The following is a 24,274-nucleotide window of genomic DNA, read 5'->3' on the forward strand; positions in this document are numbered from 1 at the left end:
CACAAGGGCACAAGGGCACAAGGGCACAAGGGCACAAGGGCACAAGGGCACAAGGGCACAAGGGCACAAGGGCACACAGAAAGAATCCGTATAGACTGCTTTCATCTATACATCCGATTCAAGCCAAACTGGAAAAACGGAACAACAAATGAAACAAAAAATTAAATTATGAGCACACACCTCCTGCAAATCCAGAAGATATATTTATAGATATTCCGACCTACAAGCACGCTATAGCTGCGATCTCAATTGCCGGACACACTTAAGTCGCTGACAAGATTATAATAGATATCCCGGAAAGCCCCGCCAAATTCACGCCGCAACTCAAATACACCCCCCTTTATTCAACCATCCTTATTCCAGGGGATAATACCCCCCTAACTCAAAAATCTGACCGAACTATATTTACCTCAGCGCTCCGAAAAACTGCTAGATAGAGACTCCCGCACAGGCTTAGTAAAATATTCATAAATATTTCTTTTACCCGTTTTCACCTCAGCCACAACATGCATACCCGCACGCAATAAAAGAGTCGCCTGATTAGACTGTTTTAATTCCTGGGCATCCAATTCAATATCACAAAGATAGCGATAACCCTGCTCCTCATCCATGACCGCATCTTTTGAAAGGTTAGTAACAACTCCAGACACAGTGCCATACTTGGTAAAGTTATAGGTAGACACTTTCACCGTTACCGGGTGCCCCTCTTCCACAAAACCAATATCTTTATTTAATATCCATGCCTGAACCTGCAAGTTGCTACCCGCAGGTACTATCTGCATCAGGGGTTGCGCGGATTCCAGGACCGCATCTTCTGTATGGATCGCAAGCTCCTGTACGGTTCCAGCTATGGGCGCACGAATTACTTGCTGCTCACTGCGTAGCCTGGCCTTTTCCAGCTCCTTATTTTGTGCGGCGATATTGCGCTCCAACTCCTCCTGCTGAGAGTAACTTTTGTAAAGAGCATTACTGAGCAAAACAGAGGCTTGCAAGTTGAGCTCTTCCAACTGGGATTGATATTGACCAATCCTTTCCCTCTCAAGTAGCAACTCCTCCTCTGCATCGATACGCTGCTGCTCCAACTCCAGGTATCGATCCCGGGCTACCATTTGCCGATCCAGCAATTTTTTCAGAGAGTCCGTACGCTCAGTTAAAATGGGCAGCTTCTTTTCAGCCTTTCTTACCAAAGCGCGGGACATGCTGAGCTCTTGCTGCTTCGAAGCGATCTTCTGATCGATTAACTTCACCTCGACAAGGTAATCGGAGAGGTATCCCCGCAATAGCGTTCGCTGAAAGCGAGACTGCCCCTCTACACCGGCTACTGCCAACTGCGCTCCCAATGCAATCAAGGCCTCATCTATTGTGCCCGCTCGCCCCTCGCGCAACTCCGGTAGAAGTGCACTGAACACCCGCTCCCTTACCAGCCGCGCGCGGGAGACCGTTAATTCACTCTCCAACCTATCCTGGTCCGCAGCTGCATTAGTCGCATCCAGTGTGATTAGCGGATCTCCAGCTTCTACCTGACTCCCCTCCTCCACATGAATCTCGCGGACTACCGACAACTCTTTTGCTTGAACCGTCTTCACCTTTCCATCGGGAATTAGACTGCCCTCCGCCACTGCAACGATATCAATCTTGCCAAAAATGGCCCAAACAATGGCTATCGTAAAAAATAGGCAAATGGTGTTAATAAGCCACAGCCCCAATGGATTTGGTGGCGATCGCTCCACCTCCAGTGCAGCCGGTACAAACTCCAGCACCGAATCACGCTTGCTTATCCAGCGATTAAAATTCAACAGGGATAGAAAACGCTTCATACCACCTCCCGCAAATTAGACTGCATAGCATTAAGGCGGGCGAAATGCCCTTTTTTCTGCATTAACTGCTTGGGGCTGCCCTGCTCTACAATCCTTCCTTTCTCCATAACAACAATACGATTTGCATCCCTTACTGCGGATAGGCGGTGAGCGATAATCAGCACGGTGCGACCCCGGCAAATCTGGCGCATATTCGCCTGCACTATAGCCTCTGATTCATAGTCCAAAGCGCTGGTGGCCTCATCAAAAATCAGTATTCTCGGGTCCGCCATCAGCGCCCGTGCTATGGCGATTCTCTGCTTTTGACCACCGGACAGGGAACTGCCCTGCTCTCCTACCACCGTATCGAACCCTTCCGGCAACTCAAGAATAAAATCGTAAGCACCCGCCTGCTTTGCGGCAGCCACCACTTTTTCCATGGGGGCGCCGGGGTCTGCCAGGGCAATATTGTCCCGAACCGTGCGATTGAGCAGAAAGCTCTCCTGCAATACCACCCCCACTTTTTGCCTCAACCATGCCGGGTCCACCAACGCCAGATCAACACCATCCACAAGAACGCGACCCGCTTCAGGCACATAGAGGCGCTGAACCAATTTGGTTAAAGTACTTTTCCCTGAACCGGATTTACCAACAATACCTACAACCTCCCCGGGCCTTATGGATAACTGGATACCATCAATAACCAGTGGACGCTCGGGACTATAGCGGAACTTCACATGCTCAAAGCGGATCTCCCCTCGAATTGCCGGCAGAGTGGTTCGATTGGGATCATGCCCCGCCTCTGCTGGAGTGTTGAGAATGTCCCCCAGGCGCTTAATGGAGATACCCGCCTGCTGGAAGTCCTGCCACAATTGCACTAATTTCAAAATGGGCTGGCTAACCCGCCCTGCAATCATATTGAAAGCAATCAACATGCCCACGCTCAGCTCACCGGAAATCACTAGGTGAGCACCCACCCACAAAACGGCTACCGTGACTAACTTATTAATTAAGCTGGCGCATTGACTGGCAATATTCCCCAGATTCAAAGCCCTAAATGAAGCATTGACATAGCCGGCCAACTGCTCTTCCCAGCGCCGCTGCATTTGCGGCTCAACCGCCATACTTTTTAAGGTTTCTACCCCGTTGCATGCCTCAACAAGGAAAGATTGATTCTCTGCACCCAGCTTAAATTTTTCATGCAATCGACTCCTCAAAATTGGAGTAATAACGATTGATAACAATATATATAGCGGCAGAGAACCCAACACTATCCACGTCAGCGTCGGACTATAGAGAAACATTACGGCAAAGAAGACCAGCGTAAAAAATAGATCGACACAAAGCGTCAAGGCCGATCCAGTGATAAACTGGCGTATGGAGTCCAGTTCCCTCACCCGGGCTACGGTATCCCCCACTCGACGGTTCTGAAAGTAAGCAATTGGCAGGCGCAGTAGGTGGCTAAAAAGGCGAGAACCTAATACCACATCTATTCGGTTAGAGGTATGGCTAAATAGGTAGGTTCTCAACCCATTCAAAATCACATCAAATACGCAGACCACCAAAAAACCAAGCGCTAGCACATCGAGAGTGGTCAACCCCTGGTGAACAAGCACCTTGTCTACAACAACCTGAAAAAATAACGGGGTTATCAGCGCAAACAACTGAATAAAGAAGGAGGCGATCAACACCTGACCCAACAATTTCTTATATTTAAGAATTGATGGTATAAACCACGAGATATCAAACTTTCGCTCTACAGATGACAAAATCCCTTTCTTGCGGAATAAAAAAACTGGCAACAGCCCAGATTCACCAGCAGGAAGCTCATCCACCGGCAGTACGACCGGACTTTTTTGCCCAGCTTTTTGCAACAGCGCCTTACCATCCCGAACACCCGCCAGAATCGTGCAGGTTCCAGTAGCATCCAGCAGCATTGCAGGTAATGGCAGACTTTCTAATTTTTCACGCGAGCAATGATGCTCTTTGGCCTTAAGGCCGAGAAAGGCAGCAGCCTTTACAACTTCGTGAGCGGACAGTTTTTCCAGTGAAAACTCTCGCTGGAGTTTTTCAGGGTTGATCGCAAGCTGATGAAACCTTGCAATAACAGAAAGACTAGAGAGGCAACTTTCCCTGTCGATTATAACTTCCATATTTACTCCCTAATACAACATTCCTGCTTCGCCCTCCCAACAAATGGGAAAAGTGAGAGTAGGAGAAAATGCAGCCCCAGTAAATAGGTAAGCAGGCAAAAAAGATAGCAAAGCGTACCAACTGTACAAATATACAGTAACTTTGTGATCTGAGGCTCAATCTAACCCCCACAAAACCCTACCCAAATTTATTGGACCACCTACAGGACTGAAGGAAAAATGAGCGTTGCGGCTAAAATTTTTACAGTAAAAATTTTAGCCATTGAAAATCAAAAATATTAGAATTTCTCAACTTAGAAAACAAAATAAGGCTAATTTATAGAGTTAAATATCCATCCACCCTCCAACTAGCCAAGATTACCCCACGAAAATAGTAGTGAAAAACCTTAAACAGATTGAGGTAGAAGGTACACCTTAAGGCAACCCCTCTTATACCCATAACCCACCACAGCACCACCCTTGCCAAACCACAAATAACTGTATATAAATACAGTCAATCAATTTAGTTAGTATCCTCCATGACACATCGATCACTTCTTGCACTACCTCTTAACAGCGACCTTCCGGCCCAAGTAAAAAAGGCATTGCCAACACGTAGTTGTTACGCTATTTGAGCATCTCTGACAACGCAAACGGGGGGATGGAATCGGTGGTGATGGGACAGGGCAACGAGGCTATGGGGAATGTATTGAAGGTAATATCTGGACGCAGAGCCGGGAGTACAGCACCCTGCTCGCTGAGACTAAATCCCGTAAAGAGACGCCCAGCCCCCGTCAAGTTTTCTAGCGTTAAAGGCTGCAAGGGCTGTGACTTGCAGCTCAAACAAAAGCACCACTGCGGCGATCTCCAGTGATCCTGCGTGCAACAGTGGAGCGCTGGCTTTAGATATGGATAGATACCCGGGACAGAAAAGTAAGATCCGCAGTCTTAAGCAGCTCTTGCAACGGACTGCGGCATTCGCGACGAGTGCAGCTAATCTCTGTAGCCTGCAAAACCCACAGCGGTATTGCGGGATCGCTCAGAGGCCCCTTAAAGCTCTACCGCGATCCGCTTCAGTTGACCCGCCTCAGGCAAAGCCCATTCAATCGGTTTTTCACCGTGCTGCTGCAACCATTGATTGGCCTGGGAGAAGGGGCGGGTTCCAAAGAAGCCGCGATGGGCAGATAGAGGTGAGGGGTGCGGAGCCCGCAGCACCAGGTGCTTATTGCGGTCGATAAAGCCCCCTTTCTTCTGCGCATAGCTTCCCCACAAAATAAAGACCAGTCCTTCACGCTGTTCCGCCAGCTTGTGGATCGCCGCATCCGTAAATTGCTCCCAGCCCCGCCCCTGGTGGGCACCGGCCTTACTATCCTCTACAGTAAGAGTGGCATTCAGCAGCAAAACGCCCTGCTCTGCCCAGGGTTGCAGGCAACCGTGGTGCGCTGGGGGTATGTCCATATCCGAGTGCAGTTCTTTATAAATATTTTGCAGCGACGGGGGAATACGGACCCCGGGCATCACGGAAAAACATAAACCGTGGGCCTGCCCTACCCCGTGGTAGGGGTCCTGCCCCAGAATGACAACTTTTACTTGGTCAAAAGGGGTGGAATTAAAGGCATTGAAGATTTGGCCACCGGGCGGGTAGATCTCCTTACCGGCCGCCTTCTCCCCCTTTAAGAACTGGCGCAACTGAGCCATATAGGGCTGGTCGAACTCCCCCGCCAAAACATCGTACCAAGAGGGGTGAATCTTAATTTTATCCGGAACCGGCATTCTTAAACCTTCAATATCTTTTTAACATGGTGTTTTAACTCGGGCACAACCTCCTCCTCAAACCAAGGCCTGCGACGCAACCACAGAGTATTGCGCGGGCTCGGGTGCGGTAGGGGAAAGTATCCCGCTGGCAGAGCATCCCGGTAGTGGCGAACATTCTCAGTAATACTGCCATACCAGTGCGGGAGATAATGGCGCTGGGCGTATTGTCCCACCAATAGCGACAGTTGCAAGTTGGGCAACTGCGCCATCAGGCGCTGGTGCCAAGTCGCGGCACACTCGGGGCGCGGCGGCAAGTCACCGCCCTTGCCGCGCCCGGGGTAGCAGAAACCCATGGGAATAATGGCAATCCGGGACTCGTCGTAGAAGGTGTCCCGGTCGATTGCCAGCCAAGTGCGGAGGCGGTCTCCAGAGGGGTCATTCCAGGGAATACCGCTAGCGTGAACCTTGGTGCCCGGCGCCTGTCCGACAATCAGCAGGCGCGCAGACTCAGTTGCGCGCAAGACTGGATTTGCCCCCAGAGGAAGCTGATCCTCACAGAGGCGGCAAGCGCGTATCTCATCCAGTAGCGCCGGTAACTTCTCAACCATCACCTAGGGGGTATCCTCTGGGAAAGCCAAATGTAACAGGAGCGCACGGCGATCCTGGGGGTCGTGAATACGGCTGATATTATCATTATCAAACACGACAAAAATCCCCTGCGCCCCTACAGCCAACCCATCGCCGCGCCCCCCGGTCCGCGACACCTCATAGCCGAGTTCTGAAGAGTTCTCATGCTCCCAGTAATCCAGACACCAATCGGCTTCCAGGCTGGGGAGCTCCCTGCGGCAAACCGCATAAGCATTGGGCTCCAGGGTCCACAGAGCACCATCGTAAAAAGCGAGCCCCGCCATATTCTCCGACTCTCCACGAAAGTTCAGCCCTGCAACCGGCGGCGGAGTGAAAATCTGAACACTATCCTTGGGACCAAGCTTTACCAGGGCGCGGGGGTCGCGCTCTATCGCCATCCAAAAATCATCGCCCACTTTCTGTAGACCCACGCCGGAAAGGTTGTAGCCCTGCATATACCCCTGGGCTTTAGCCGTGGTAGACCACATATTTTCCAGCCAGTGCCCCCTGCCCTGCCTATTGACTTCAGCAATGCGGTTATAGCGCTCACTCAGCAAGTAAAAAACATCATCCACACAGGTAATCGCCTCAAAATCCATTGCCGCAGCCGGGCGGGTGAGGTCCAGCAGGAAATACCAAAAATTAGTCGGCCTATCTTTTTTCGGAACCCTAAGCCCGGCAAGTTTAATATACAATTCCAGCTTTGCACGCCTGCCTTCCAACACAATTTGGTAGATTTCCCTGGAGCGCTTATCGGAAACCGTGAGCAGCTTGCCATCGCAAAAACTCAGCCCGGAAATACTCAATCCAGAACTGTCATTCAGCCAATAATGAGCTATTTTTTTTGCCGGGATTATTTCAGCCGCCAACCCCAGGGATGACAACAGCGCACCAACAGTCGTTAAAAAAAAACGCTTAATCACGGCCCTACCAATTTATCGCCAAAACATTTTAAGCGCGGAAAGCTCACTGTATTCAGCCCCTACTGTCACCCAGGGAACTGCCGGCAAACTACCAGAACCAATAGCCGCCAGATAGCAAGCTAGCCCAATCACTCTGAACAATCTTAGCGCTAGGGGCTGATAACGTTTTAAAAGGTCGGGGAGGTGGACAGAGAAGTGGAATGGGCGCCGACCTTAAAAAGTCCGGCGCCAGATAAGATCAGCTAGTGCTCACTGCCGCTTTTTTCTGGCATTGCCAGGTGCAGCAGTAACGCTCGCTTGTCATCAGGCGCCTGGGCGCGACCGACATTATTGTTGTCGAGCACGACAAAAATGCCCTGCTCTCCCACAGCCAGCCCCTCACCTTTGCCATAGCGGGTTTCTTCATAGACGCGCTCTGGTGACTCTTCAAGGAAGCGATAATCCACGCACCACTCCGCTTGCAGACTGGGCAGGGCTCGGCGGCATACGGCGTGGGCATTGCGCTCCAGGGTAAAGAGAGCGCCATCGTAGTAATCCAACCCGGCCAAATCCTCTGAACGACCGGCAAAATCCAGACCGGCGACCGGAGGCAATGTGAGTGTGTCGGCCGCGCCGCCGGCGGAGAGTCGCAGCAAGCCCCGGGGCTCGCGCTCCATGGCCACCCAGAAGGTATCGCCGGCTTTTACCAGCCCCTCACTGGAGGCATTGGTCTTTTGCAGAAAGCCCTGGGATTTGGCCAGCGCCGACCAATTGTGTTCCTGCCAACGCGCACTTCCCCCGCTATCGACAATAGCGATGCGATTGTAGTGCTCACTCACCAGATAAACCCGTCCGTCAGCGCAGCTAACCCCCTCAAAATCCAGGTCTGCGGCCGAGCGGAACAACGCCTTGATGCCCTCCCAGGCACTGGCAGGCTTATCCCGCTGCGGTACTCCGAGGCCATTCAGGCGCAGGTATGGGGCCAGGCCGGCACGGCCATCGCGAAATTCAAGCGTATAAATCTCTTCAGAGTTTTTATCGGAGACTGCCAGCAGCCCCCCCGAACAGAAGCTCAAACCAGAAATATCCAGGCCGGCACTGCTATCCACCCAGTAGCTGGCCAACAATTTAGCCGGTGTAATTTCGGCGGCTACTGCCAGCGGCGCTGCCAATACGGCTAAAACACTAAAGAGAGTACGCTTGATCACGGTAAAACCAATTAATCGCGGAAGTTATTAAACTGCAACGGCTGCTCCAACTCTTTGCCGCGAAGCATGGCCATCACCTGCTGCAAGTCGTCGCGCTTCTTGCCGGTAACCCGCACCTGCTCGCCCTGAATGGCAGCCTGCACCTTGAGCTTTTCATCCTTAATCAGCTTAACAATCTTTTTTGACAGTTCCTTGTCGAGGCCATTTTTCAGGGTTACACCCACTTTAACCTGCTTGCCAGATTGCTCTTTATCGCCCACTTCCATCGCCAGGGGATCGATATCGCATTTAATCAACGCACCGCGCAGCATATCCACCATCTGGTCTACCTGCATATCCACTTCCGCGCGAATCACCAGGGAGAACTCGTTCATCTCCACTTCCGCATCTACCCCTTTAAAGTCGAAGCGATTGGTAATAGTGCGGTTCACCTGATCCACAGCGTTGGTGAGTTGGTGCTTGTCTACTTCAGATACAATGTCAAACGAAGGCATTAAGTTGTCTGCTCCTATTTCCAGATTTCCGGAGTAATCTCCGCATTGTTGTCACTATCGGCCAGCCAAATATGGCCGTCCTGAATACTGGCACTCAGGTCCATATTGCGCTCGGCCATAGCCGCCAGCTGCTCAGTGGCATCGGCAGCCAAATAATAGACGCTAAGGTTGCCAAAGCGCTCCAGCTGGTCGGCCTGCTTCTGCCACCAGATGGGGGCCGCACGGCGCCCGTAACTGTATACGATCACCCGCTGTGAGCGGTTACAAGCCTTGCGGATACGCTCCTCGGTGGGAAGCCCCACTTCGATCCAAAGGTCTATCTCACCGCTCAGATTCTTCTGCCAGAGATCCGCCTCCTCGTCAGAAGACAGGCCCCGGGTAAACTCCAGCGTCTCCGCCGCATTGTGCGCAAAAGCCAGTAGGCGCACCATCATACGCTCATCGGTCTCCGAGGGATGCCGAGCCAGGGTGAGTGAGTGTTCGGCGTAATAATCCCGGTCCATATCAGATATTTGGACTTTGGCTTTAAAAATTGTCGCTTTTAGCGCCATTTTGGCTCCATGGTGATGCCCTCTCCCACAGCGGAAATTGGGCGTACTATTCTTGATGGGTTCACGTGAGAATCAGGATATTCCGCATGACCTCTGCGCCCCCCAGCGGCAGGCCCTTTTGCCAGGATGCACAGCCACTGGCCGTTACCCTTAGTAACTGCGGCGCCAATAATATCCCAACCGATAGCGAGCAGGTTAAAGCCTACGCCTCACACGAATGGGAAAATCGCACGCTATCCCGGCTGCTACTGCCGGAGGAGTACTGCCCAGCCCTCAGAGCCAAACAGAGCTTCCTCGCACAGTACTCTCAACTGGCGCGTATCAGCGTTGCGCCGGGATTATATCCAGCCTGTAGAGTGCTACAAGCGCGCGATTCGCACTTTTTCGGGAGGGATATGACAAGCCCCGTCCTACCGGGACATGCCGCCATAGAAACCGATTGAGGCACCCGAGGTTAACCCTTAATAGATAAATGCCATAGCCGCCAAAATGAACCGCCTCAGCCTAACCACTCTCTTGTTCCTCACCCTGCTCAGCCCCCTGGCTGCCCGGGCAGATATACAGCTCCCAATGCTCTCGGGACGGGTGGTAGATCAGGCACAACGCCTAAAAGCCGAGGAAAGATTTCAGCTGACCGAACTGATCCAGCAGTATGAACGGCGCAGTGGTCACCGACTCGTCGTAGCTACAGTACCTAAGCTGCAAGGCGTTACGATAGAGGAATATGCCCAGCAACTGATTCACAACTGGAAGCTGGGCAAGAAAGGCAAAGATAATGGGGTCCTCTTCCTGATCGCCCCCAATGATCGGAAGATCCGTATCGAGGTGGGATATGGCTTGGAGAGCGCGCTAACCGAAGCACTGGCCGCCAATATTATTTACAGCAAAGTACTGCCAGAGTTCCGCCGTGGCGATTTCAGTGGCGGCATCAATGCTGGGGTTCAATCAATTATCGCCGCAACTAAAAACGAATATGTTGCAGAACCCCTAGAGACCAGAGAGGAGCAGCGAATTGCCCTGTTGGTAGGTCTATTCCTTCTACTTATCATGCTGCACCTCTTCATTAGCGCCGCACTGGGATCACCGATACAAGGCCGCCTTTTTAAACGGGGCCGCTACGGCGGTTACTACGGTACCGGAGGCTTTGGCGGGAGCTTATCTAGCGGCGACCCTGCGGGCCGCTTTAGTGGCGGTGGCGGTGGCTTTGGTGGAGGGGGCGCATCGGGAGGATGGTAATGCTCAGCAACACCTATCAACGCCAAGTGGCAGAGGCTATCAAGGAGATCGAGTCCCGCACCGATGCCGAAGTTATCGCCGTGGTCGCCCGCAAAGCAGATAACTACCTGTCCATCTCAACACTTTGGGCTGCTTTCTTAACCCTGCTAGCCGCACCACTGATTGAGCTTTTACCCTTTTGGATCAGTCTACAACAGGCGGTGACACTTCTGTGGGTTTTATTTATTACCCTCGCAGTACTCTTTCGCTGGCGCCCCCTCACCATGCGTCTGGTACCCAAAAAAATAAAATTCTGGCGAGCTGCCAACCTGGCCCGCCGGCAGTTTCTGGAACAAGGCTTACATACCACTAAAGGCAGACTCGGGCTGCTGATATTTGTCGCAGAAGCCGAGCACTATGTGGAAATACTAACCGACAAAGGAATCGCCCAGCGTATTAACAATGACCACTGGCAAAGGGTGGTGGAAAATTTTGTACAGCAAATTAAACGAGGAAAGGCCGGAGAAGCGCTACTACTTTGCATTGAACAGTGTGGGGGAGTACTCAGGGAGGCGATACCCACCAGTATCATTAAAGATAAACTACCCAACCACCTGATTATCATTAATTAAAAAGCGCTTTTATTTTCCAGCCAGCCGCTATGGTTCCAAAAAATCACAGTACCCATACTTGCCTATATCTACAAGACAAAGTTTTGAGCAATGATCAATATATGGATATCTCGCCTCCGCACTGACCAGACAGTCCCTATAAAATATTCCAGCTTGAGAGGATTACCTCTCCGCAACACGATATACGGTGCCTTCAGCAAGAAAATAACAACCTGCTGAATTGAGCCACAACCAACTATTGCAAATCAGCCCTTTAAACCAGTCGCAATTTGGCACTCAAAGTAAGAATAAAATGATACAAAAGTATCGTAAGTGGACTTTATCCTAGCCAATATATAGAGAATTTTACGAATTAGCAGAAAAAAATCACAGCTCCCATAAAAATATAGATCCCCTTAAATCTCTAGTGTTTTCGACATCGCCTTAAATACTAAATCAGGATTATTTTTTAACCCCTCAAGGATAAAAGGTATGCCTTCCCAGTCAAAAACACTTAAAGGCAAATTAAATAAAACCTAACACCTATAAATGTACAGAATACGACCTTACTGGTAAATTAACCGCCAATTCCCTCCCCTGATTCTCTTATAGGCTTGTCTCTGGGGTATAGACTTATTAGCAGTGGTTAGTCATGAAAAATATTCCGGCATTAGCCAGCAATATGGGACTCAAAGCTTTTGGCAATTCTGGCTCTGGCCGCTCAGTGATGGCAAACAATCAGCTCCATCAGATACTTGCAGGCTTTCAGGAAATGAGCCAGATACCAAGTAGTCAAGGTTACCATGCACTCGCTATCATAAATGCGATAAACCATTTAAGAGGAGGCGCGGTACCTGTAAACTCTTTCCTTAAGGATGGCAGCGCAACCCGCCGCTGTATTGTGGGGGCAGGCTTTGAAATTGAATATGAAACAAACAATTACTATGGTGGCCCTCAAACGGATGTGGTGATTCTTGATATTCGGATAACTCAAGATACGGCCGACGAAGCGAAAAGGGCTGCTTTGTGGGATGCCAAATGGGAGGCATCAGGAAACTCTGGCGTATGGAGAGCCGAAAAAAAGTCAAGCACTTTTATTACTACAAGCAAACACATTTCAGGAAAAAAAGATTCCCCATTAAAAATTGGAATTAATGGCCTTGGCCAAAATTTAGAGGATGCAATAGGGATAATGCCATCTCATATCGCTCGAGGGGACAAAACAGCTCTGAAAAAACTACAAAGCAAAGGTTATACGCTGTTTTATATTCCTAAAAGTAGAAATCTTAAATCTGGCTGGCGGTGTATAAAAAGCTTAGGCCAAGCTGCAACTACGGAGGTTATGGAGGCCGCAAGAATACTTGCCAACCATATGAAGGAGGCCCACGATAAAGGCTTGTATGTTGAGTGGACTAGCCATCGAGGTGGTTCTAAAGTCTTAACCAAGGCCATGGAACAGCTCGCTTTGCGACAGATAAATGTGAATGGTAAACAGAAAATATTTTTAAGTGATCCAACCTCTAGCCACTACCGTGCTGATGATTTTCGTCGAAAAACTGGCATGAATACTAATGACTCATCCTGGTTTAATTCCACGCCGGGCGCAGCTCAATTAATTTGCGGGTCACACTTAGGTACATCTAATATATCCATGTCCATTAATGTTCTTCACAACTATACAACCAAAGAGGAAAAAATTGACAAAGTAGTTGACACTTTACGCCACACGATAAACTTTAAAGAAAATGCACTGAAAGTTTCCTCTATGGCTACCGGCGCTATTGCTGGAGCAACGTTATTTTCCACCATGGGGATATCCTTTACTACTGCGCAGGTATTTTTAGGGGTGCTAGGATTAAAAACGATAAAAGGTGTTGCCACAACGACCTTAGCGAGTATTCCGAGTCTAAATGAAGGTTATCACAAAGATCCTGCTGAACCAACCAAACAACTATTGCGCAAACTACTATCTAAATAATTAGGGTTAGCTGATGAAATTTATCAAAGAAGCCTTTCCGCGAGCACCAAGCTTCCGCCGAGCGAGAAAGATTGAAAAAAATCTGTCGGGCTGCCAGCTTTCTTTTATGGCCCCCCCCTACTCAGACCCTTTTTCATCAATACAAGAATGGGAAACTGAGCCTGATATATTTAATGTTTTTGACTCAGACAACTATAAGCCGATCAAATATTCACCACTTGGAGAACTGGAAAGAGATGCTGAATTTTCCAACCTTAGACTATTAGGGGTGTTCTCTAGTCGATGGGCTTTCAAAGAACTGCCGATTTTTGGCGGTTACGGTGGCTATATTGGGTTTGGCATTGAAATCAGCGCTATTAACGATCTTCCTATCAATGAGTCCATACACAATAACAAAGTATTGCTACGAGAAATTTTTCGCAAATATGACTTAATGATTTTTCGTGAATGTAATGAAGGGCTAAAAACTGACCTCTTTGATCTCACTCAATATCGCTGGCCAAACTATCTCGGCCCACTAAATAGCCAATGGATAGAACAAGATGGGTTAGATTGGCTTTATTTCGAAATCCAACCGTTAGTTAGTAGTTTTGACATTGTCAGCTGGCACACAGCAATAGATAACAAGCACATCTTAAGTTGTCACTTTACAATTACACGATCCGGCTCGAATGCAGGCAATGCTTTTCGCATGAATCAACGAACGCCCTGGGACAACTATATAAACTTTATACAGCGAATAATGGACTCTCTCAAACTTAAACTATCACCAGAGCTCTCTGCTCGTCGCATGGAAGTTCGATCCCAAATTGGCAGCAATAGTAAGCCAAGTTTTAGTTGTACGCCACAGCAAATAGAGAACGCCAAACATGTAATGCAAATGTGGAGCGGCAGAGGATACACAGACAGTAACAGAGACAAAAATGAAAGTCACCGCGCCTCCCCAGAAGAAGTCTCAGAATTTATCGATAAACGCATTCAACCCAGACCTCTACATAATAGCTACCCCGTTGAAGAGAAGATGGAGGTAGTCTCCAGACTACCGCCGGAGTTGATCCAGAAACCCTTTACAGGCCTAAGGTAACTTTCCGTGAAACTTTTTATTATCATCTACAATGGTTTCGAAGGGCTTTCTCTCTAAAGTTAAACTTTCAGGATCTACAAATACTACCGAGCCCCAGCAAACCGATATCACACAAATCAACCCCTAGCTAATGGGGCCAATCAATGAAATTTGTTAAAAATTTATCCCCTAGAGCACCAAGTTTCCGCCGAGCGAGAAAGATTGAGAAAAACTTATCCGGTCACCAACTTTCGCTTATGGCTCCACCCTACTCTGATCCATTCTCATCAATAGAAGACTGGGAGACCGAGCCAGATTCTGTAGATATATTTAATATGGAAACTTACCGCCCCATTAAATATAGATCCGCTAAAAATATAGATGAGTTTGCTGAGTATTCAAACATTAAAGTACAAACATTATTTTCTAGTATTTGGGGATTTAAAGGCATACCAATTTTCTCAGACTATCAAGGGGACATACAGTGTGGAATTAGCTTAACAGCTATAGATGATCTCCCCATCAATGAAACACTATTTCACAATAAAACCTTTCTGAAGGAGATATTCCGCAGATATGATCTAACGAGACTTCAAAATTTTAACAGCGGAATAAACATTGACTTCTTTGACCTCACTCAGTACCGCTGGCCCAGCTATCTCGGACCACTAAATAGCCAATGGGTGGAGCAAGGCGGATTAGATTGGCTTTATTTTGAAACCCAGCCGCTAGCTTGCGACTCTGATAGTATCGGCTGGCACACCGCGATAAGCGACAAGCATATCCTCAGCTGCAACTTTACAATTACTCGAGCTTGCTCGAATGCCGGCAATGCTTTCCGTATAAATCAGCGAGCCAATTGGGAAAACTATATAAATTTTGTACAGCACATAATGGATTCGCTCAAACTTGAACTATCGCCAGAGCTCTCTGCTCGCCGTATAGAAGTTCAATCTCAACCCTGCGCTAGTAGCAAGCCAATTTTTGGTTGCACACCACAGCAAATAGAAGACGCTAAATATGTAATGAGAATGTGGAGCGATACAGGCTATATGGAATCTGGTAAGAGTCGAGATGCAGATCTTCGCGCTTCCCCAGAGGACGTCTCAGAATTTATCGATAAACGTATTCAGCCCAGACCTCTGCATAACAGCTACCCTCTTGAAGAGAAGATAGAGGTAATTTCCAGATTGCCGCCCGAATTGATCCAAAAACCTTTTATAGGCAGGAAGTAATTCTCTGTGAAGCTCCCTTAGCACCATTTACAATGGTTGCGAAGGACTTTCCATTTAAACCTGACTTTAGAGATTGTAAAGCCCATAGAGCCCATAACTTTTACTAAAATAAAGCTCAATCTACCTAAGCTTCCCTCAAGCTAAATTTAATTTTCTGTGGCCCGTGGACAATAGAAGCTGAGCTAAACCAAAAGAAGTGGGGACACACACTTTGCACTAGCTCACTACCATTAGAGACAGATGGAATTGCATATACCTCAACCATTTACAGTAGTGGACAGCAGAAAACTTACAAATACACCCTATTGATATTACTTAGTTAGCGGGCCCTAACAGTTGACCTAGGCATTAAATATATCAACCACAGATAAATCAAAAAATCCTTTCTTGAAACAGAAACTAATAGATCTATAGAAAACATAAGGAAATCTTATTAGTCAAGCTTGACCTGTCAAAGCAATTACTAAAAAGGCAAAAGTCAGATCAAGCCCGCACTATTATAAGTTACAGCTTGCTAGATTGGCAGCCTGTAGCTTTACACTCCCGAATACGATCGTTTAACGTATTTGTACGAGAAATCGTAGTTTTGGTAGTACAAGACAAGTTAACAAAAAATCCATCTGCATCCCGACGACTACAGCTTTTGTTACGCTTTTTAATCCAAGCAACCTGAGTTTTTTTAAGCTTGGCTTTTTGTGAACTATTCAAATGGCCTCGCAGCTTAACATAAGTCTCATTCAGCTCAGCATCTGCTGCCTGATAAACCTTGTTTAAACAGTACAGCCCATCAAAATCATCTCTTGGTCGATCGCAATTATCTGCAAATGCCATTGAAGGGGATACTAACAAAAAAGCTAACATCACTTTTTTCATTGAAATCTTTTCCATTTTCGAACATAACATCTATCAATACAGGGGTGCCCCTACAAATTGTAGGCCTTATATATAAGTACACTTTTCACAACCCCGTACAGATTATACAATAATTTTTATCTATTGCTGACAACTCCATCGCAAATTTTATGCGGGCTAGTCTCTCAAATCGATCACGATCAATCATCAATCGCCTCATACGCCTCATTAATAAGGCCCTCAAACTCACTACCTGTTATTATTTTTATTTTATATTTCTTCGCGCTGGCAATCTCATTTAAATCAGGATCTTCTCCCTCAATAAGCATTGTGGTTTTTTCACTTACAACCTCTTCCAGTATACCGTCATACTCCTCAATGATGGCCTCTAGGTCATCCTTACAGTGATCTTCCAGGTAATCGTCAAACTCACCCGTCAATACAATATACTGATTGCTAAAATCCAAATCAGGATCTTGACTTTCAATCCAATTCCAATCAACTTCTTTATAAGATTCATAACACTCTTTATTTTTATAGTAAGAATTTTCTCCACACTGGCTGTTAAATACGCTAGCTTCTATATCTGCAGCCCCTCCAGATAACAGGAGATCAACAAATTTTTCAAATACGAACAAAGTGCCCGTATAGAAAGTCAACCTTATAAGCCCCGACTCTTCACACCACTCTAAGTCATGGTACGTATTGTGATCCAATGAAGTAAGTAGATTGTTGATCTCTGGTAGATTTGACTCACCCTTAGGGTTTATGACTACGATAAATGATTGCTCAGACACAATAAAACTCTTATGGAAAATAGATAACTAGACTAGAACCTAATATTTTAACAACAATCCCAGTTGTACCAAACCCTTGAGAAGTCCAGTTGCTCAAGAGCTTCTTTTTCAATAAAGAAGTTACCTACCCCTACATCTCCCCACATAATATCAATATCATCAGAAAACTCTGAATCCATCTGAAACAATAGAATCCAGTTGTCATGTTCTCCATTTATACGAGGGTCATCCTGTGTGAAGTTGGCATAACCACCGAGCTTACTTCCATCTGCTATAAAATTTTCGTAAATATAATTCGCAAGTTCACTCTCATATTCAAAGGGATCAGTTGCATATTTTTCATATCGAAAATCTGTGGGTGATGGAATTTCACTGTCTTGTGTACATTCCAATCGATACTCCCTACAGACAGGAAGAGGGTTTTTCTGGCTGGCTTCGGGGAGGTCATCTTCAATAAGATCTTCACTTACTTCTACATCAGCGTGATAGATCACTCTATAACCATCCGGAGAGTTAACAATTTCCTCGGTTGACAAATCAAAATCGAGACCATAAAGGTCATCATCTGCAATAAAAAACTGAAGGACACCACTTTGAGGAAAGCCGGGCAAGCCCGGTAGATCAGCAAAGTTTATCTGCGCAAGAAGAAACAACTTTTGTCCAGATTTGGATTCTGGATACTCCATACCTTTCGGCCAGTATGGCTTCCCTCCAAACTTACTACTCCATCTATTCTTAGCAGCCTCTGCTATTGGTTTCAGTTTGAGAACTGGCAGGGAAAATTTCTCCAATTCAGATCGGATTTTCTTTCCTTCTACTTCAATATCCACTTTATACTCCTTTTGGATATTCTACACTTGACATATACCATTAAGGTAAACGCTTGGAATAAGTTAACTTTAATGACAGGGGGGGGGATTGCTAAATCATATTTATCATATTACAACTCTCGCTACGGGCGGATGGCTAGCTCTCGCTCAGCATAAACTTCCATGCTGCGAGAAAATCAAGTATTATTGATCGATCCGTAAAAAACTATACTTCATACCCCAACCCTAGAATTAATTTTCCTTTTTCATATCCGTAAGGAGGAATTTCCAAATTGACTGGGGCGGGAACCCCTTTAAAGACTCTACCCGCAGAATCGAATTTGCTACCATGGCACGGACAGAAATACCCGCCAGACCACTCTTCTTCATCCAAACCTAGATCAGCAGCATCGGGGCTGTGTATAGTCTTGCAGCCAAGGTGTGTACAAAAAGGTACATAGACAAATATACTTGGATCTATAGATCGATACTTATTTTTAGCAGCTTCAGGCTGTTCAGAATCTTGAGATTTAGGGTCGCGAAGTCTTGATTCATGTATCTCAAAAAAATCAAAGTCTTCAGGGGTTCTTCTATATATATGCACGACCTTACCCATCCATTCTGTACGGATAAGGTCACCTTCTTTTAGAGTGGATATATCAACTTCGACATTAAAATCTCTAATGCGCCCTTTGCGGATATTCCACGACTTAGAGAAAGGAACGAGGGAGCCTAGAAGCCCAACTCCAGCCATTCCTACAACGGTATACTGAAGGAATTTTCTTCGAAAACTCATATTTCCTATAGCCTTTTAACGATTCACACAAAGAGCCGGTTTAGCAAAATGGCGACTCCAAAGTAAGCCCCCAGGGCACCCATAAAGCCAGCGGTATACGCTTTTATTTCTTCACTGCGGCATAGTGCCCGGATCAGAGATTTAGCAGTTTGAAGACAACCTTTTTTAACGATTAAGATCATCAACAAGAATCCGCCAGAGTCACATCTATGCCTAGTGATCTCGCTAACCTCCCTTCTTATAGTCCTTTAATTCAGCACCCCCCATCTCCACCAAGCGCTTCGCCATAGATATAGCAGACTCTTCCATACTTTTTTCAGTTGAGCCAGTAAAGCGGGCCGTACTGTGTTTCAGCTCAGTTGTGCCGCGCTGAGCATATTCACAAAATCCAATTAATTCCTGAAAAAGGTCAGTGGGAACGGCGTAAAACTTCACTTGGTTATGTTCTGTAACTGCAACTGGCTCCCCATTTGCCTCTTGTATGGCCGCATTAGGATTGGCCTTAAACTGGCTAATTGGGGTTGTGTAACTGCATATTACTTTCTGAAGCATAAAAATTCTCACCTGATGGCCTGGGTTATCGTTGGAGCTTATCGAAATTTCCAGCACCGAGTAATAAGAACCTGTGAAACTAATGGGCTTAGCCCTATGCAGGCAATGAAACTCAGCATCTGCGGCCTTAGAAGCTAACCTTACAGCCTCCCTCAGAGGTATCAAAAAAGATTCGAAGACCCCTTAATCCGCTCAAAAGTCACACCATTAAACAATTCTATTGCGCACCGGAGTGGGAATCAAAACTGCGAAGCAGCTGAACAAGGTCCTCTTTGTTAGATTACCATTCCCTCATTTTTCCATCATTTGCCATATAACTATTGACCAAGTTCTTAGAAAGGTTTACAACCCTCACAACCTCCTCCTCTGTCAGCTCTCGGCCTAAGTTTAATTTAAGCTGGGAAAACGCCTTCGAGTCTTCACAAATCACGTTTGGCATAGACGATATTGCTGCCCATTCAATTTCATAGCCCGGTATATTTGTAGTAGCTTCATATGCATCAACTACCCATCCACACCCCAATCGAATTGCAATTAACCCACTTTCGACAGCCCTTTTATCATCTTCTGGAGTTAGATCTTTTGGATGAATATACATCCATTGACAAACATCCTCGACAGCCTTTTTCTTTATTGCTTTTAATGTAGCCTCTCCACCGACTTTATACTGAAGATACTCAAGAAGCCCCTCTACACTTGAATAGGCCTCTGGTGAAAGCTGATCATACTGGTCATCAATAATAAATTCACATTCATTAATTAGCTCTTTGAGCTGATTTTTATCAAAATGATTTAATTCCGAGTAATCCTTAATATCTAGGACAGATGGAAGTTCCATATATGCTCCTCAAATCTAACGTTTATATAGTAGCCACCCAAACCACTATTATCTTGACTACTATTTCAAATGTAAATCCGCTATTCACATTTACGTTTCGCTATCAAATCAATTAGACATGCATAAACGAGACTATAGAACCAAGTGGAAAATGACCCACATAACCATCATCACAAATTCATGAAAAATAACTAACTCTTTGAGTTTAGAATTATCATCTCAAAGATCCTAACTTCTTCAAAAGTAATGGTCACTAAGAAGAGACCCACACGCTTTAATCAAAAATAGAACTTGCTCAACTACCAGCGCCAAGTCGCCGCAATATAGGGCCCATGCTGGCTAATATCGTAGGCAAAGCGCCCATCCGCCAGGCGGTCGGCGTAGTCGATGCTGTAATACTGGTAACCAAAGCGCAGCGAAGTGGTTTGCCAGGCGCGCCAGTCGAATCCAGCCAACAGATTCCACTGCAAGTCATCCCCCCCAGAACCAAAACCGCCCACCTCTGTGCGCGCAGAGAAGGTGAGGCAATCATTGACGGCGATCGCTCCGCGCGCGGCCAGGGTGGGCTCCCACCAACTCTGTTTGCCACCGAGGCGATTGCTGAATTCAGGGCGAGGGCCAATATTAATTCCGGCTCTCGCTTTTACCTCTTGCTTTAACCGGTTCCAGCGCAAACCCGCGCCAGCATCAACAAAATAGCGGCGGCCACTTTTTGCCAGGTTGCCTTCGAGGATTCGATAACCACCGAGGAGATTAATCCAGCCCTGGCGGGCGTCCACCTCCACATCAATCTCTATATCAATATCCAGCTGTGGGTTGCGCGGCGGCGGGATAGTCGCGCCTTTATCCAGCCTGAGATTGACATAATAGAGATCCGCCACTACCCCAAAGCGCCCTTTCCAGGCTTCCAGGCGCAGGGAAAAAGCCGCGTTGAGCAGGTCCAGGGTTTCACTTAAATCCAGGTCTATATCGACACTGGTGTCAGCGACAGTAGAAGTCCCTTTAGTGCGAAGCGGGAGGAAAAGATAGGGGGTGGCGAGAAAGCGCCAGTCATCGGCCTCAGTGGGGGGCGGTTTGGCCGTGGATGCGGACTCCGAACTCTGCGCGTTGATAATAGCGGGGGTAAGGATACACAGCGCCAGCACTAGCGCCTGTATGCGCTTTTCTCTTTTCTCTTTTCCCTGTCTCATAACTGCCACTACCCGATTAATACGAAGTACACACCACCCAATAAGGATAGATAGGAGTAGGAAAATTTCTGAGCGAGAAAAATGAAGATTGGGGACAGGCAGGAGGGCCGCAGAAGACACTGCCGGGCAGGCGCCCGGCAGTGAGAGGCGATTAGTCGTTCGCTTCAGGGCGCATATGCGGGAACAACAGTACGTCGCGAATCGACGGCGAGTTGGTAAACAGCATTACCAGGCGGTCGATACCGATACCCTCACCGGCGGTGGGCGGCAGGCCGTATTCCAGCGCGCGGATATAGTCGGCGTCGTAGTGCATGGCTTCGTCATCACCGGCATCTTTTTCCGCCACCTGGGCCTTGAAGCGCTCGGCCTGATCTTCGGCGTCGTTCAGCTCGGAGAAGCCATTGGCAATCTCGCGGCCGCCAACAAAGAACTCGAAGCGGTCGGTGACAAACGGGTTGTCATCGTTGCGGCGAGCCAGCGGGGATACCTCGGTCGGGTACTCAGTGATAAAGGTCGGCTGGTCAAGGCGGTGCTCTACGGTCTTCTCGAAGATCTCGATCTGTACCTTACCCAGACCCCAGCTATCTTTCAGCGGGATTTCCAGCTTCTCGGCAACGGCGCGGGCGGATTCGATATTGTCGATATCGGCCGCAGTGAGTTCCGGGTTGTAGTGCAGGATGGAGTCAAACACAGACAGACGTGCGAACGGCTTGGAGAAGTCGTAGCTGCTGTCCTGGTATTCCACGGTAGTAGAGCCCAATACATTCTCACAGATACCGCGCAGCATCTGCTCGGTGAGATCCATCAGGTCATTGTAATCCGCGTACGCCTGGTAGAACTCCAACATGGTGAATTCGGGATTGTGGCGCGTGGACAGGCCTTCGTTACGGAAGTTGCGGTTGATCTCGTAAACCCGCTCAAAACCGCCCACGACCAGACGCTTCAGGTACAGCTCCGGGGCGATACGCAGGTACATATCGATATCCAGCGCATTGTGGTGGGTGACGAACGGGCGCGCGCTGGCACCACCGGGAATAACTTGCAGCATGGGGGTTTCCACTTCCATAAACTGCTGGCCATTCAGAAAATCGCGGATGTACTCGATAATTTTGGAGCGCACGCGGAACACTTCGCGGGCTTCCGGCGTGGCGATCAGGTCCACGTAGCGCTGGCGGTAGCGCAGTTCCTGGTCGGCAATGCCGTGGAATTTTTCCGGCAGCGGGCGCAGTGCTTTGGTCAGCAGGCTGTACTCTTCGCAGTTGACGTAGAGGTCGCCCTTACCGGATTTGTGCAGCGTACCCTTCACACCGACGATATCGCCGATATCCCAGGCACCGAAGCGCTCTTTAATATCTTTTTGTGCCGCTTTATCGGCGTACAGCTGGATGCGGTCAGACACATCCTGGATCACCATAAAGGGGCCGCGTTTAGCCAGGATTCGCCCGGCTACGCACGCCCGTTTACCCAGTTCTTCCAGCTCCTCTTTCTGTTTATCGCCGAACTCAGCTTGCAGGTCGGCAGCGAGGTTCTCGCGGCGAAAACTGTTGGGGAAAGCATTGCCCTTCTCGCGCAGAGCGGAAAGCTTGGTGCGGCGCTCGGCGATCAGTTTGTTTTCGTCTTGCTGGATATCAGTCATGGTGATCTATCAGTTTTGTGAGTGATATTGCCCCTCGCCTCAGTAGAGACGGGGGCGCGGTGAGTGTGGAGCGTTTAAATCAGAGGCCGGCTTTGAGGCTGGCTTCGATAAATTGGTCCAGGTCTCCGTCCAGTACTGCCTGGCAGTTACTGGTCTGAACATTGGTGCGCAGGTCCTTGATACGCTGGTCGTCCAACACGTAGGAGCGAATTTGGCTGCCCCAACCGATGTCGGCCTTGCTGTCTTCCATGGCCTGCTTTTCTGCGTTGCGCTTGAGCATTTCCTGCTCGTACATTTTTGCGCGCAGCATTTTCCAGGCTTTATCGCGGTTTTGGTGCTGGGAGCGCTCGCTCTGGCACTGTACGACGATACCGGATTCTGTGTGGGTCAAACGCACGGCAGAATCGGTTTTGTTCACGTGCTGACCACCGGCACCGGAGGCGCGGTAGGTATCTTCACGCACTTGGGATTTGTCGATTTCAATCTCGATATTGTCATCGATTTCCGGTGACACAAATACCGAGCTGAAAGACGTGTGACGGCGGTTGCCGGAGTCAAACGGCGATTTGCGCACCAGGCGGTGGACGCCGGTTTCCGTGCGCAGCCAGCCGAACGCGTGATCGCCGGCGAAGTGTACGGTGGCACTCTTGATACCGGCCACTTCCCCTGCGGAGACCTCTTCCAGGGTGGTCTTAAAGCCGTGGGCTTCACCCCAGCGCAGGTACATGCGCAAAATCATTTCCGCCCAGTCCTGGGCCTCGGTGCCCCCGGAGCCGGCCTGGATATCCAGGTAGGCATTGTTCTCGTCGTTCTCGCCAGAGAACATGCGGCGGAATTCCAAAACTCCCAACTGCTGTTGCAGGCCTTCGATCTCAGTAGAGACCTCGTCGACGGAGTCCTCATCATTTTCCTCGACGGCCATATCCAGCAGTTCGCGGCAATCGGCGATGCCGGCGTCGAGGTTTTCGATAGTGTTCACTACCGTTTCCAGGGAGGAGCGTTCACGCCCCAGCTCCTGTGCGCGGTTGGGATCGTCCCAAACGCTCGGCTCGGCCAGCTCCAGCTCTACTTCTGTAAGGCGTTCTTTCTTGCTGGCATAGTCAAAGATACCCCCTAAGAACGTCGGTGCGCTCTTCGAGGTCTTTTAATTGATTGAGGAGGGGATTGATTTCCATGAACTTTCGGTGTCCGGACAAAATAAAAAGCGGCGCGTATTCTACCGCAGCGCGCGGGGGTC

Annotated in this window: 23 protein-coding genes; 6 read left to right on the forward strand and 17 right to left on the reverse strand. The window is 48.3% G+C overall.

Features of this window, described 5'->3' with window-relative positions; genetic code table 11:
* Positions 1-410: 410 nt before the first annotated feature.
* The 8 genes from ACJJIF_RS08395 to ACJJIF_RS08430 form a co-directional block, all read right to left on the reverse strand.
* Entirely contained in the window at positions 411-1,817 is a 1,407-nt protein-coding gene (locus ACJJIF_RS08395; RefSeq protein WP_444931768.1) for an HlyD family type I secretion periplasmic adaptor subunit, read from the reverse strand.
* Complete coding sequence (locus ACJJIF_RS08400) at positions 1,814-3,949, reverse strand: type I secretion system permease/ATPase (RefSeq protein WP_444931769.1); 2,136 nt, start codon at positions 3,947-3,949, stop codon at positions 1,814-1,816. Before ACJJIF_RS08400 ends, ACJJIF_RS08395 begins: the two co-directional genes overlap by 4 nt.
* 1,029 nt (positions 3,950-4,978) lie before the next feature.
* Entirely contained in the window at positions 4,979-5,701 is a 723-nt protein-coding gene (gene ung, locus ACJJIF_RS08405; RefSeq protein WP_444931770.1) for a uracil-DNA glycosylase, read from the reverse strand.
* A 2-nt stretch (positions 5,702-5,703) separates the two neighbouring features.
* The gene (locus ACJJIF_RS08410) at positions 5,704-6,291 is read right to left on the reverse strand and encodes a uracil-DNA glycosylase family protein (RefSeq protein WP_444931771.1); all 588 of its coding nucleotides are present in this window, start codon (positions 6,289-6,291) and stop codon (positions 5,704-5,706) included.
* A gap of 3 nt (positions 6,292-6,294) precedes the next feature.
* Positions 6,295-7,233, reverse strand: coding sequence for a YjiK family protein (locus ACJJIF_RS08415; protein WP_444931772.1), 939 nt, complete (start codon positions 7,231-7,233; stop codon positions 6,295-6,297).
* 242 nt (positions 7,234-7,475) lie between these two features.
* A complete protein-coding gene (locus ACJJIF_RS08420) occupies positions 7,476-8,420 on the reverse strand; it encodes an esterase-like activity of phytase family protein (RefSeq protein WP_444931773.1) in 945 nt (314 codons plus the stop codon).
* Between the two features lie 11 nt (positions 8,421-8,431).
* Positions 8,432-8,914, reverse strand: coding sequence for a YajQ family cyclic di-GMP-binding protein (locus tag ACJJIF_RS08425; RefSeq protein WP_444931774.1), 483 nt, complete (start codon positions 8,912-8,914; stop codon positions 8,432-8,434).
* 14 nt (positions 8,915-8,928) lie between these two features.
* Positions 8,929-9,465 (reverse strand): YaeQ family protein, encoded by a 537-nt coding sequence (locus ACJJIF_RS08430; RefSeq protein WP_444931775.1) that lies wholly within the window; start codon positions 9,463-9,465, stop codon positions 8,929-8,931.
* Between the two features lie 86 nt (positions 9,466-9,551).
* On the opposite strand from ACJJIF_RS08430, the gene ACJJIF_RS08435 reads away from it, so the two are divergent.
* The 6 genes from ACJJIF_RS08435 (at position 9,552) to ACJJIF_RS08460 (ending at position 15,567) form a co-directional block, all read left to right on the forward strand.
* A complete protein-coding gene (locus tag ACJJIF_RS08435; protein WP_444931776.1) occupies positions 9,552-9,908 on the forward strand; it encodes a hypothetical protein in 357 nt (118 codons plus the stop codon).
* A 46-nt stretch (positions 9,909-9,954) separates the two neighbouring features.
* Positions 9,955-10,701, forward strand: coding sequence for a TPM domain-containing protein (locus ACJJIF_RS08440; RefSeq protein WP_444931777.1), 747 nt, complete (start codon positions 9,955-9,957; stop codon positions 10,699-10,701).
* Positions 10,701-11,312 carry a TPM domain-containing protein gene (locus ACJJIF_RS08445; protein ID WP_444931778.1) on the forward strand — a complete coding sequence of 204 codons (612 nt, stop codon included), beginning with the start codon at positions 10,701-10,703 and terminating at the stop codon, positions 11,310-11,312. The genes ACJJIF_RS08440 and ACJJIF_RS08445 overlap by 1 nt, the downstream gene beginning before the upstream one ends.
* A 631-nt stretch (positions 11,313-11,943) precedes the next feature.
* Positions 11,944-13,269: a hypothetical protein gene (locus ACJJIF_RS08450; protein WP_444931779.1), complete on the forward strand. Its 1,326-nt coding sequence runs from the start codon at positions 11,944-11,946 to the stop codon at positions 13,267-13,269.
* A 13-nt stretch (positions 13,270-13,282) separates the two neighbouring features.
* Complete coding sequence (locus ACJJIF_RS08455) at positions 13,283-14,353, forward strand: hypothetical protein (protein ID WP_444931780.1); 1,071 nt, start codon at positions 13,283-13,285, stop codon at positions 14,351-14,353.
* A 143-nt stretch (positions 14,354-14,496) separates the two neighbouring features.
* Positions 14,497-15,567, forward strand: a complete 1,071-nt coding sequence (locus ACJJIF_RS08460) for a hypothetical protein (RefSeq protein ID WP_444931781.1) — start codon at positions 14,497-14,499, stop codon at positions 15,565-15,567.
* Between the two features lie 504 nt (positions 15,568-16,071).
* On the opposite strand, the gene ACJJIF_RS08465 is transcribed toward ACJJIF_RS08460, so the two are convergent.
* The 9 genes from ACJJIF_RS08465 to prfB all read right to left on the reverse strand — a co-directional run bounded on the left by ACJJIF_RS08465 (position 16,072) and on the right by prfB (position 24,212).
* Positions 16,072-16,440 carry a lysozyme inhibitor LprI family protein gene (locus tag ACJJIF_RS08465; RefSeq protein ID WP_444931782.1) on the reverse strand — a complete coding sequence of 123 codons (369 nt, stop codon included), beginning with the start codon at positions 16,438-16,440 and terminating at the stop codon, positions 16,072-16,074.
* 179 nt (positions 16,441-16,619) lie between these two features.
* Positions 16,620-17,216 (reverse strand): BRCT domain-containing protein, encoded by a 597-nt coding sequence (locus tag ACJJIF_RS08470; protein ID WP_444931783.1) that lies wholly within the window; start codon positions 17,214-17,216, stop codon positions 16,620-16,622.
* A 47-nt stretch (positions 17,217-17,263) separates the two neighbouring features.
* Positions 17,264-18,046, reverse strand: coding sequence for a YwqG family protein (locus ACJJIF_RS08475; protein ID WP_444931784.1), 783 nt, complete (start codon positions 18,044-18,046; stop codon positions 17,264-17,266).
* A gap of 205 nt (positions 18,047-18,251) precedes the next feature.
* Positions 18,252-18,821 carry a ubiquinol-cytochrome c reductase iron-sulfur subunit gene (gene petA, locus ACJJIF_RS08480; protein ID WP_444931785.1) on the reverse strand — a complete coding sequence of 190 codons (570 nt, stop codon included), beginning with the start codon at positions 18,819-18,821 and terminating at the stop codon, positions 18,252-18,254.
* Between the two features lie 225 nt (positions 18,822-19,046).
* Complete coding sequence (locus ACJJIF_RS08485; protein WP_444931786.1) at positions 19,047-19,373, reverse strand: type II toxin-antitoxin system Phd/YefM family antitoxin; 327 nt, start codon at positions 19,371-19,373, stop codon at positions 19,047-19,049.
* Between the two features lie 280 nt (positions 19,374-19,653).
* Positions 19,654-20,211 (reverse strand): hypothetical protein, encoded by a 558-nt coding sequence (locus tag ACJJIF_RS08490; protein WP_444931787.1) that lies wholly within the window; start codon positions 20,209-20,211, stop codon positions 19,654-19,656.
* Positions 20,212-20,510: 299 nt separating this feature from the next.
* Entirely contained in the window at positions 20,511-21,401 is an 891-nt protein-coding gene (locus tag ACJJIF_RS08495; RefSeq protein WP_444931788.1) for a hypothetical protein, read from the reverse strand.
* A 151-nt stretch (positions 21,402-21,552) separates the two neighbouring features.
* Positions 21,553-23,037 carry a lysine--tRNA ligase gene (gene lysS, locus ACJJIF_RS08500; RefSeq protein WP_444931789.1) on the reverse strand — a complete coding sequence of 495 codons (1,485 nt, stop codon included), beginning with the start codon at positions 23,035-23,037 and terminating at the stop codon, positions 21,553-21,555.
* A gap of 79 nt (positions 23,038-23,116) precedes the next feature.
* Positions 23,117-24,212 (reverse strand): peptide chain release factor 2 gene (gene prfB / locus ACJJIF_RS08505; RefSeq protein WP_444931790.1). Its coding sequence is split into 2 segments (ribosomal slippage): positions 23,117-24,139 and positions 24,141-24,212, totalling 1,095 coding nucleotides; the frame shifts between segments, so codons are not numbered across the junction.
* Positions 24,213-24,274 lie beyond the last annotated feature (62 nt).

It is taken from the genome of Microbulbifer regidiadema (SeqCode) (assembly GCF_052467605.1).

Coding starts and splice junctions, on each gene's coding strand:
- ACJJIF_RS08410 (WP_444931771.1), bottom strand. CDS start 6,291: ATGGTTGAGAAGTTACCGGCGCTACTGGATGAGATACGCGCTTGCCGC.
- lysS (WP_444931789.1), bottom strand. CDS start 23,037: ATGACTGATATCCAGCAAGACGAAAACAAACTGATCGCCGAGCGCCGC.
- ACJJIF_RS08455 (WP_444931780.1), top strand. CDS start 13,283: ATGAAATTTATCAAAGAAGCCTTTCCGCGAGCACCAAGCTTCCGCCGA.
- ACJJIF_RS08495 (WP_444931788.1), bottom strand. CDS start 21,401: ATGAGACAGGGAAAAGAGAAAAGAGAAAAGCGCATACAGGCGCTAGTG.
- ACJJIF_RS08465 (WP_444931782.1), bottom strand. CDS start 16,440: ATGAAAAAAGTGATGTTAGCTTTTTTGTTAGTATCCCCTTCAATGGCA.
- ACJJIF_RS08485 (WP_444931786.1), bottom strand. CDS start 19,373: ATGCTTCAGAAAGTAATATGCAGTTACACAACCCCAATTAGCCAGTTT.
- ACJJIF_RS08445 (WP_444931778.1), top strand. CDS start 10,701: ATGCTCAGCAACACCTATCAACGCCAAGTGGCAGAGGCTATCAAGGAG.
- ACJJIF_RS08440 (WP_444931777.1), top strand. CDS start 9,955: ATGAACCGCCTCAGCCTAACCACTCTCTTGTTCCTCACCCTGCTCAGC.
- ACJJIF_RS08435 (WP_444931776.1), top strand. CDS start 9,552: ATGACCTCTGCGCCCCCCAGCGGCAGGCCCTTTTGCCAGGATGCACAG.
- petA (WP_444931785.1), bottom strand. CDS start 18,821: ATGAGTTTTCGAAGAAAATTCCTTCAGTATACCGTTGTAGGAATGGCT.
- ACJJIF_RS08450 (WP_444931779.1), top strand. CDS start 11,944: ATGAAAAATATTCCGGCATTAGCCAGCAATATGGGACTCAAAGCTTTT.
- ACJJIF_RS08400 (WP_444931769.1), bottom strand. CDS start 3,949: ATGGAAGTTATAATCGACAGGGAAAGTTGCCTCTCTAGTCTTTCTGTT.
- ung (WP_444931770.1), bottom strand. CDS start 5,701: ATGCCGGTTCCGGATAAAATTAAGATTCACCCCTCTTGGTACGATGTT.
- ACJJIF_RS08460 (WP_444931781.1), top strand. CDS start 14,497: ATGAAATTTGTTAAAAATTTATCCCCTAGAGCACCAAGTTTCCGCCGA.
- ACJJIF_RS08425 (WP_444931774.1), bottom strand. CDS start 8,914: ATGCCTTCGTTTGACATTGTATCTGAAGTAGACAAGCACCAACTCACC.
- ACJJIF_RS08490 (WP_444931787.1), bottom strand. CDS start 20,211: ATGGAACTTCCATCTGTCCTAGATATTAAGGATTACTCGGAATTAAAT.
- ACJJIF_RS08430 (WP_444931775.1), bottom strand. CDS start 9,465: ATGGCGCTAAAAGCGACAATTTTTAAAGCCAAAGTCCAAATATCTGAT.
- ACJJIF_RS08395 (WP_444931768.1), bottom strand. CDS start 1,817: ATGAAGCGTTTTCTATCCCTGTTGAATTTTAATCGCTGGATAAGCAAG.